We start from the raw sequence: 8,471 nt of genomic DNA on the forward strand, positions 1-8,471 counted from the left end.
TGACTCGCGTCGATCAGCCGGAACGCCTCGTCGTCCGCACCCTCGTTCACCGCCCGCATGATCGCGGCGGCGGTCCGATGCCCGTGCCCCGGCACGAGCGCCAGGAACGCGTCGGACCCAACAGCGCCGCCCTCGCCCTGCGCACGGACCGGCGTGCGCAGGTGCACGGACCCGAGCACTTCCTCGACGAATGGCAGGACATCTCGGCGATCAGCACCCCCGTGCACGCGCCGGGCACCCCCCGCCCCACCGGCACGGTCACGGTCGCCACCCGCCTGTGCGAGGACTGCGCCGCCCGCACCGAGGCGGCCCACTCCTGCGTCCCGCACGCCTCGGCCGCCCTCACCGAAGCCGCCGCCGCGGCCATCGAGGCGGAACTCGTCGCCCGCGCCACCACCCCCGAACGGCTCCTCCTCGACGCCTACCTCGCCGCCCGCACCGAGGACCGGCCCGTCGCCGCGTTCGGCGGCCACAGCAGACTCGTCGACGACACGGCCGCCCGCGCCCTCACCCCCGAGGACCTCCACCACCTCGAACGCACCGCCCTGCGCGACCCCGGCGCCCGCCGCCTGACCGTCGCCGGACGCGCCGTCGACCTCACCCCGGTACGCCGCGGCGAGACGACCGTCGGCGTCGTCGCCGTCCTCGGCCCCGCCCCCGACCGGCACACCCCCACCCCCTGCCGCACCCGCCCCCCGCTCCTGATCACCGGCGAACGCGGCACCGGCAAGACCACCCTGGCCCGCGAACTCGCCCCCGAAGCCAGCACGGTGGACGCGGCGGAGGGCGAACTCGGCGACATCCTGCGAGACCTGACGGACGGTCACCCCCTGATCCTGCGGCACGCCGAACGCCTCGCCCCCTCCGACATCGCCGCCCTCAACTCCCTCCTCGACACCCACCCCGCCGCCCCCCTCTACGTCACCTACACCCCCGGCACGCCCCCGGGCCCCTGCCTCCAGCGCCTCCTCGACGTCCTCGCCGCCCGCACGGTCACCCTCCCCGCCCTGCGTGAACGCCCGGACTCCGTCGCCGAGTTGATCAAGGCGGTCACCCCGAAACCGCCCCCCGGACAGCCCCCGCTCACCTGGTCCCTCGACGCCCTGCGCGCCCTGGAGCGCCACCCCTGGCCCGGCAACCTCACCGAACTCACCCACGTCGTCCACGCGCTGGCCCACGAACGCCGCCTCACCGGCCCCGTCCGCAGGGCCGAACTCCCCGACGCGGTAAGGGAAGGACCGGCTCACCGCCCGCTCAGCCCGATGGAGGACGCCGAACGCACCACCATCCTCCAGGCACTCAAACGGCACGGCGGGAACAAGGCGCGCGCGGCGGCGGCCCTCGGCATCGGACGGGCAACCCTCTACCGCAAACTGCGCAGTTACCGCCTCTGACACCTCAACTGTCCCCAGCGGAACGGCAGTTCCGACCGGTCGGTCTTTCCCGAGTCTTGACTCCACACCGGGTCCACCCCGATCCTCAGGCGTGAAGATCTTGCGACGGTCATGACAATCCCGCGAAACGGCGACGGCCGCACAACGGAACGCCGCACACCCCGGCTCGTCGACCGCGCCCCCCGCCGACCCGAGGGACCGCCCATGACCACGGCCCGACGCAGACGCGTCACCCTGCTCACCCTCCTGCTGCTCCTGCTGACGACGGCCCTGGTGCCGACGCCGAGCGCGGCGGCCACGGACTGGTGGAACCCCACCGCCCGCCCGGCCCCGGACGCGCAGATCAACGTCACCGGAGCGCCGTTCACCGGCACGAACGCGGCCGGCGAGGTGCGCGGCCTCGTCGACGCCCACAACCACCTCTTCTCCAACGAGGCGTTCGGCGGCCGGCTCATCTGCGGCAAGGTGTTCTCCGAGGCGGGTGTCGCCGACGCCCTCAAGGACTGCCCCGAGCACTACCCGGACGGCACCTGGGCGGTCTTCGACTTCATCACCCACGGCGGCGACGGCAAGCACGACCCGGGCGGCTGGCCCACCTTCAAGAACTGGCCCGCCTACGACTCGATGACCCACCAGGCCAACTACTACGCCTGGATCGAGCGCGCCTGGCGCGGCGGCCAGCGCGTCCTGGTCAACGACCTCGTCACCAACGGCGTCATCTGCTCCGTCTACTTCTTCAAGGACCGCTCCTGCGACGAGATGACGTCGATCCGCCTCCAGGCGAAGCTGACGTACGACCTCCAGGCGTTCATCGACAAGCAGTACGGCGGCACCGGCAAGGGCTGGTTCCGGATCGTCACCGACAGCGAGCAGGCCCGCAAGGTCATCGAGCAGGGCAAACTCGCCGTGATCCTCGGCGTCGAGACGTCCGAGCCGTTCGGCTGCAAGCAGGTCCTCGACATCGCGCAGTGCTCCGAGGCCGACATCGACAAGGGCCTCGACGAGCTGTACGCGCTCGGCGTGCGCTCGATGTTCCTGTGCCACAAGTTCGACAACGCGCTGTGCGGCGTCCGCTTCGACGAGGGCGGCCTCGGCACCGCCATCAACGTCGGCCAGTTCCTGTCCACCGGCACGTTCTGGTCCACCGAGAAGTGCGCCACCGCGATGCACGACAACCCCATCAACGGCGCCAAGTCCGAGGCCGAACAGGAACTGCCGGACGGCGTCGAGGTCCCCCCGTACACCGGTGACGCCCAGTGCAACAAGCGCGGCCTCACCGAACTCGGCGAGTACGCGGTGCGCGGCATGATGCAGCGCAAGATGATGCTGGAGATCGACCACATGAGCGTCAAGGCCACCGGCCGGGTGCTCGACATGTTCGAGGCCGCCTCCTACCCTGGTGTCATCTCCTCGCACAGCTGGATGGACCTCAAGTGGACCGAGCGGGTCTACGCGCTCGGCGGGTTCGCCGCCCAGTACATGCACGGCACCGAGCAGTTCGTGAAGGAGGCCGCCCGCACGAAGGCCCTGCGCGACAAGTACCGCGTCGGCTACGGCTTCGGCACCGACTTCAACGGCGTCGGCTCCCACCCCGGCCCGCGCGGCGACACCCCGACGAAGGTGACGTACCCCTTCACCAGCGTCGACGGCGGCTCCGTCATCGACCGGCAGACCAGCGGGCAGCGCACCTTCGACATCAACACCGACGGCGCCGCCCACTCCGGGATGATCCCCGACTGGATCGAGGACATCCGCAGGTCCGGCGGCCAGGACGCGGTGGCCGACCTGCTGCGGGGCGCCCAGTCCTACCTCACCACCCTGGGGGCCACCGAGCGCCACCGGGCGGGCGTCGACCTCGCCCGCACCGGCACCGCGACGGCCTCCTTCTCCGAGTCCAACCCCTTCACCAGCTACCAGCCCGACCGCGCGATCGACGGCGACCCCGGCACCCGCTGGGCCAGCGACTGGAAGGACGACCAGTCCTGGCAGGTCGACCTCGGCGCCTCCCAGTTGGTCGGCAGGGTGACGCTGGACTGGGAGCGCGCGTACGGCAAGGCGTACCGCGTCGAGCTCTCCCCGGACGGCGTGAACTGGCGGACCGCATGGTCCACCACGGCCGGTGACGGCGGCCTCGACACCGCCCGCTTCACCGCGACCCCGGCCCGCTACGTCCGCGTCCAGGGCGTCGAGCGCGGCACCAAGTGGGGTTACTCGCTGCGCGAAGTCGGCGTCTACAGCGGCTGAGTGACAAAGCGTCAGGGCCGCGCACCGGTGGATTCCGGTGCGCGGCCCTGACGTTCAGCGAACGATCAGCACTTCCCCTTGCAGGGTTCTCCTCGCTTGATCGGGATCTTGATGACGAGGCCGTTGTTCGTGACGGTCAGCTTGTACGTCGTCGTCCTCGGGTTCTTCGGCATCTCGTAGCCTTCCGGGACGTCCTTGACGACCGCGTAGTACACACCCGGCGGCAGCGGCTTGAAGCCGCACTTGCCGGTGCCCGGCGTCGCGCACTCGCCGACCTTCGGACCCTTGTCCTTCCACAACTGCACGACCACGCCACCGAGCGGCTTGCCCGTCTTCGCGTCGGTCGTCAGGACCGTCAGGTCGAGCTGCTTGACCAGGCCGCCGTCCAGCGTGAGGTCCTCACGGTGGCCGGGGCCGAGGGTGGTGACCCCGGTGCAGCCGGTCCTCGGGTTCGCGGACGAGTCGTCACCGACCTTGCCCGCGTTCGCCTTCGTCCAGTCGTACCCGGCCGGCTTCGTGAAGCAGACCTTGTACTTGCCGTCGGGCAGCTTGTCGAACAGGTACTTGCCGTTCGCGTCGGTCGTCGTGGTCTTCAGCGTCTTCCCCGTCGCCGGGTCGATCAGCTTGACCGTGACGCCCTTCGCGCCCTTCTCGCCCTTGTCCTGGATGCCGTTGGCGTTGTCGTCGTACCAGACGTAGTCGCCCAGCTTGTTGAGCGGGGTGAGACCCGCGTCCAGGGTGAGGTCCGTGCGGTTCAGCGGGCCCAGGGTGACCGGCGTCGAGCAGCCGGTCTTCGGGTCGACGACGGAGTCGTTGCCGGAGGCGCCCGCGTTCTGCTTCGTGAACTGGTAGCCGTCGGGGGCCGTGAAGCAGACCTTGTACGAACCGTCGGGCAGGTTGTCGAAGACATACTTGCCGTCGGTGCCGGTCGTCGTGGTCTTGACCGTGTTCCCGGTCGCCGGGTCGATCAGCTTGACCGGGACCCCGGGAGCCGGCTTCTCGTCCGGGTCCTGGATGCCGTTGCCGTTGGTGTCGTACCAGACGTAGTCGCCCACCTTGTTGAGCGGCGTGAGACCTGCGTCGAGGGTGAGATCCTCGCGGTTGGCCGGGCCGAGGGTGACCTCGTCGGAGCAGCCGGTCTTGGGGTCGACGACGGAGTCGTTGCCGGAGGCGCCCGCGTTCTGCTTGGTGAACTGGTAGCCGTCGGGCTTGCTGAAGCAGACCTTGTACTTGCCGTCGGGCAGGTTGTCGAAGAGGTACTTGCCCTTGTCGTCCGTCGTCGTGGTCTTGATCGTGTTCCCCGTCGCCGGGTCGATCAGGTTGACGGTGATTCCGGGGGCGGGCTGTTCGGTCGGGTCCTGGATGCCGTTGCCGTTGGCGTCGTACCAGACGTAGTCGCCGAGCTTGTTGAGCGGGACGAGACCGGCGTCCTGGGTGAGGTCGGCGCGGTTGGCCGGGCCGAGGGTGACCTCGTCGGAGCAGCCGGTCTTGGGGTCGACGACGGAGTCGTTGCCGGAGGCGCCCGCGTTCTGCTTGGTGAACTGGTAGCCGTCGGGCTTGCTGAAGCAGACCTTGTACTTGCCGTCGGGGAGTTTGTCGAAGAGGTACTTGCCGTCGGTGCCGGTCGTCGTGGTCTTGACCGTGTTGCCGGTGGCGGGGTCGATCAGGTTGACGGTGATTCCGGGGGCGGGCTTCTCGTCCGGGTCCTGGATGCCGTTGCCGTTGGTGTCGTACCAGACGTAGTCGCCGAGCTTGTTGAGCGGGGTCACGCCCGCGTCCACGTCGTGGTTGACGTAGCCGGGGTCACCGACGGCGACCGTCGTCTTCCCGGTCTTGTCGGGCTTGGAGTTGACGTGGTCGTCGCCGCCCGCGTTCGCCTTGGTGAACTGGAGATCGGCGGGGGCGGGGGTGCCGGGCAGGCCGGAGGTGTCGGCGCCCGAGTAGTCGAAGGTGACGTCGTACGTGGTGTTCGGCTTGAGGCCCTCGGCGGTGCCGATGTAGTACTCGCCGTTCGCGTCGGTCGTCGCGGTGAGGGTCCGCCCGTTGGGGTCCGTCAAGGTGACGACGACGCCCGGCAGCGGTGCCTCGGAGGGGTCCTGGATGCCGTCGCCGTTGGCGTCGTACCAGGTCCGGTTGCCGATCTGGACCGGCGGCGGGGTGGAGATCAGCTCCAGGTCGGCGAGGCCGTTGCCCTTGCCGAACAGGTTCGCGCCGTCGGACCAGGTCGACTTGAGGAGCAGGTTGCCGATGACCGTGCCGCTCTGGTCGGCCCGCTTGCGGGTGGGCACCGAACCGTCCGCGACCCACTCGCGCACACCCTGCTCGTACGCCTGGTTGGTCCACGGGTCGAACACCGTCGACCACAGCTTCTTGCGGTACGGCTGGAGCGCGAGCCCGCCCTCGGTGATCTGGTCGTGGTGGGCGTCCGACAGGATCGTCGTGTCGTCGTAGAACTCGCCGTCACCGGGACCCTGCTTGTTCCCCGGGTTCGCCCCCGTGAACGAGCCGCAGGAGCCGTTGTTCTCCAGCGTGTACCCCGACCCCGCCACGCACGCCCGCAGCACGTCGCCTGCGGCGACGACGGACACCTGAGTCGTCGTCGACCCGTGGAGGTAGGTGGAGCTGCCCTGCATGTCGGCGAACCGGTCGCGGAAGCCCATGATGAGGTCGCCGTTGTCGGCGATCTCGATGTTGGACAGCATCGGCTGCGGAGCCGTGACGAACGAGTGCTCCTCGGGGGCCGGCACCCGCTCGTTCCACGCCTCCCAGTCCGCGCTCATCCGCGCGCCGACCTTCGTCGAGTCGTCGCAGCGGTAGGCGGTGCTGGGGTTTCCGATGAACCGGTAGGCGCAGCCCCGGTCGAAGTCCAGCGCGTGGGTGAAGATCTCGCTGAACGACCCGCCCTTGAACTCGTAGACGTGCGCGCTCAGCTTCGACGGGTCGCCCCACTCCAGCGTCGGCGTGACGGTCGACTCCGCCCCGCACACCCCGCCGACCAGGACGCGCTTCCCGCGCACCCCGATGCCGTACGGATGCCACTGGCCGACACAGCCGGCCGGCGCCGGGATGTCGTACGACGCGGGCGTGCCCGCCGACACACCGTCACCGGTGCCGTTGACGGGCACGCTGTACAGCTTGGAGTCGTTCAGGTTGACGGCGTACAGCGTCTTGCCGTCGCCGGTGACGTCGACGTCACCGAGCCCCTCGCGGCCGACCTTGCTGTAGATCACGTCGTCGTGGAGGTAGTTGCCCGTGGAGTCGTGGCCGGTGAGGGAGCCCGGCAGGGTCGTGAACGTCGTCACGGCCTTGCTGGTGTCGTTGTACCGGTAGATCGCGTTGACGGGGCCCGCCGGACCGTACTCGGTGTGCCGCTTCACCGACGTGCCCATGAAGACGTTGCCCGTGCGGTCGGTGCCGATACCGAAGACGGCCTGCTGGTCCGTGTTCTTGGTGAGTTCGGTGAACGTGCCGCCGGGTGTCCAGCCCTGGAAGTTCCCCTCGAACCGCAGCAGACCCTGCATGCCGGTCGCGTCGCCCTTGGCGAGGCCGGCCGTGACCAGGGTCGGGGTCTCGGGGTAGTAGACGTCCGGCTCCAGGAAGCCGGTCGTGTACACGACGTCCTTGCCGCCGGAGACGTCCACGAAGCCGGTGTTCGAGCGGATCACCCCGGCGCCCGTGCCGAGGCCCGCGACCGCCGGCTGGTAGGTGGAGGTGTCGGGGTTCTTCACCTGGATCCGGTACTTGCCGCCGGTCAGCGCGGAGGAGGCCGGGGTGAAGGCAGCGACGCCGTCCGCGCCGGTCGTCGCGGTGAGCGTGTGCCCCGCGTCGTCCGTCAGCGTGACGGTCACACCCGCCATCCCGGGCTCCAGGACGGTGTCGTACGCGCCGTCGGCGTCCACGTCGGTGACGACCCGTACGGTCACGGTGCCGTCGCCCGCGCCCTTGGCCCTCGTCAGGCCCGACGCGGCGGACGCCGCCTGGGCGACGGGTGCGCCGGCGGTGCACACGGCCAGCACGAGGCCGACGGCGATCCGCCGTCGTACCCGTCTCCGCAGTGTTTCCTTGCGCATGCTGCTCCCTGCTCCTCGTCTCATGGAATGACCACCACCCTATATATCTACATAAAGGGCAAATATGATCAATTCGGACATCGGGGAGGGGGTAGCGGAGTGACCGTCACTCGGGGGTCGCCCCAGGGGTGTTGTCAGTGCCGGGTGGCAGGCTGATGGCCATGGACGAGACGGAGTTCATGCGGGGCAGGGTCTACGGCGCGGACCATGAGGACGCCGGTCCGCGTCCCGGCAGGCGTTACGCCGAACTGGTGGGCGGACCGCTGGACGGGCTGCTGCTGGATGTGACCGAGCGGGCGGGTGAGGTGCGGGAGGTGGTGCTGGCGACGGAGATCGGGCGGTACGGCGCGGGCGGCCGGGCGGTGTACGCGTGGGGCGTGCGGGGCGGGCGGCGGCTGGAGTGGCGGGGGGATCTGCCGGGGGTGGGGTGAGTGGTGCGGGAGGGGAGGGTGAGGCCGAAAACCTATGCAGGAAAGCTCGAACTCCCAGCAGGAATGGTCTAGTTCAAGCCGTTGACTTGACACTCGCATGACAATTGACGGCACGGGGTGTCACTCTTCTGTCTCACGTTCACGGTTTCTTCACTCATGCACCAGGCGATACCCCCCACCTGTTGGCCCCCCTCCGGGCCGCACGCAGAAGGAGACCCCGTTGCCTCGGCGATCCCGCCTTCTCCCCCGGCGCAGACGCGCCTCACTCCTCGCCCTCACCGCCGCCGGCGCCCTGCTGGCCGTCGGCACCCAGACCGGCGGCGCCACCGCGG

At 69.8% G+C, this 8,471-nt stretch carries 4 protein-coding genes and 1 pseudogene; 3 read left to right on the top strand and 2 right to left on the bottom strand.

Annotated features, from left to right (window positions below):
* A pseudogene (locus tag ACVNF4_RS28475) lies at positions 1–167 on the bottom strand (MerR family transcriptional regulator); the annotation flags it as partial.
* On the opposite strand from ACVNF4_RS28475, the gene ACVNF4_RS28480 reads away from it, so the two are divergent.
* Both ACVNF4_RS28480 and ACVNF4_RS28485 read left to right on the top strand, forming a co-directional pair.
* Positions 162–1,394, top strand: coding sequence for a helix-turn-helix domain-containing protein (locus ACVNF4_RS28480; protein WP_461805751.1), 1,233 nt, complete (start codon positions 162–164; stop codon positions 1,392–1,394). The pseudogene ACVNF4_RS28475 and the gene ACVNF4_RS28480 overlap by 6 nt on opposite strands.
* Before the next feature lie 204 nt (positions 1,395–1,598).
* Positions 1,599–3,638, top strand: a complete 2,040-nt coding sequence (locus ACVNF4_RS28485; RefSeq protein WP_461805752.1) for a galactose-binding domain-containing protein — start codon at positions 1,599–1,601, stop codon at positions 3,636–3,638.
* A 65-nt stretch (positions 3,639–3,703) separates the two neighbouring features.
* On the opposite strand, the gene ACVNF4_RS28490 is transcribed toward ACVNF4_RS28485, so the two are convergent.
* On the bottom strand, positions 3,704–7,708 hold the full coding sequence (locus ACVNF4_RS28490; protein WP_461805753.1) for an SdrD B-like domain-containing protein: 4,005 nt from the start codon (positions 7,706–7,708) through the stop codon (positions 3,704–3,706).
* Between the two features lie 161 nt (positions 7,709–7,869).
* Between ACVNF4_RS28490 and ACVNF4_RS28495 the strand changes: the two genes are divergently transcribed.
* Positions 7,870–8,139 (top strand): hypothetical protein, encoded by a 270-nt coding sequence (locus ACVNF4_RS28495; protein WP_461805754.1) that lies wholly within the window; start codon positions 7,870–7,872, stop codon positions 8,137–8,139.
* Positions 8,140–8,471: the final 332 nt, after the last annotated feature.

The sequence above is a fragment of the Streptomyces sp. S6 genome (assembly GCF_054880855.1).

Coding starts and splice junctions, on each gene's coding strand:
- ACVNF4_RS28490 (WP_461805753.1), bottom strand. CDS start 7,708: ATGCGCAAGGAAACACTGCGGAGACGGGTACGACGGCGGATCGCCGTC.
- ACVNF4_RS28495 (WP_461805754.1), top strand. CDS start 7,870: ATGGACGAGACGGAGTTCATGCGGGGCAGGGTCTACGGCGCGGACCAT.
- ACVNF4_RS28485 (WP_461805752.1), top strand. CDS start 1,599: ATGACCACGGCCCGACGCAGACGCGTCACCCTGCTCACCCTCCTGCTG.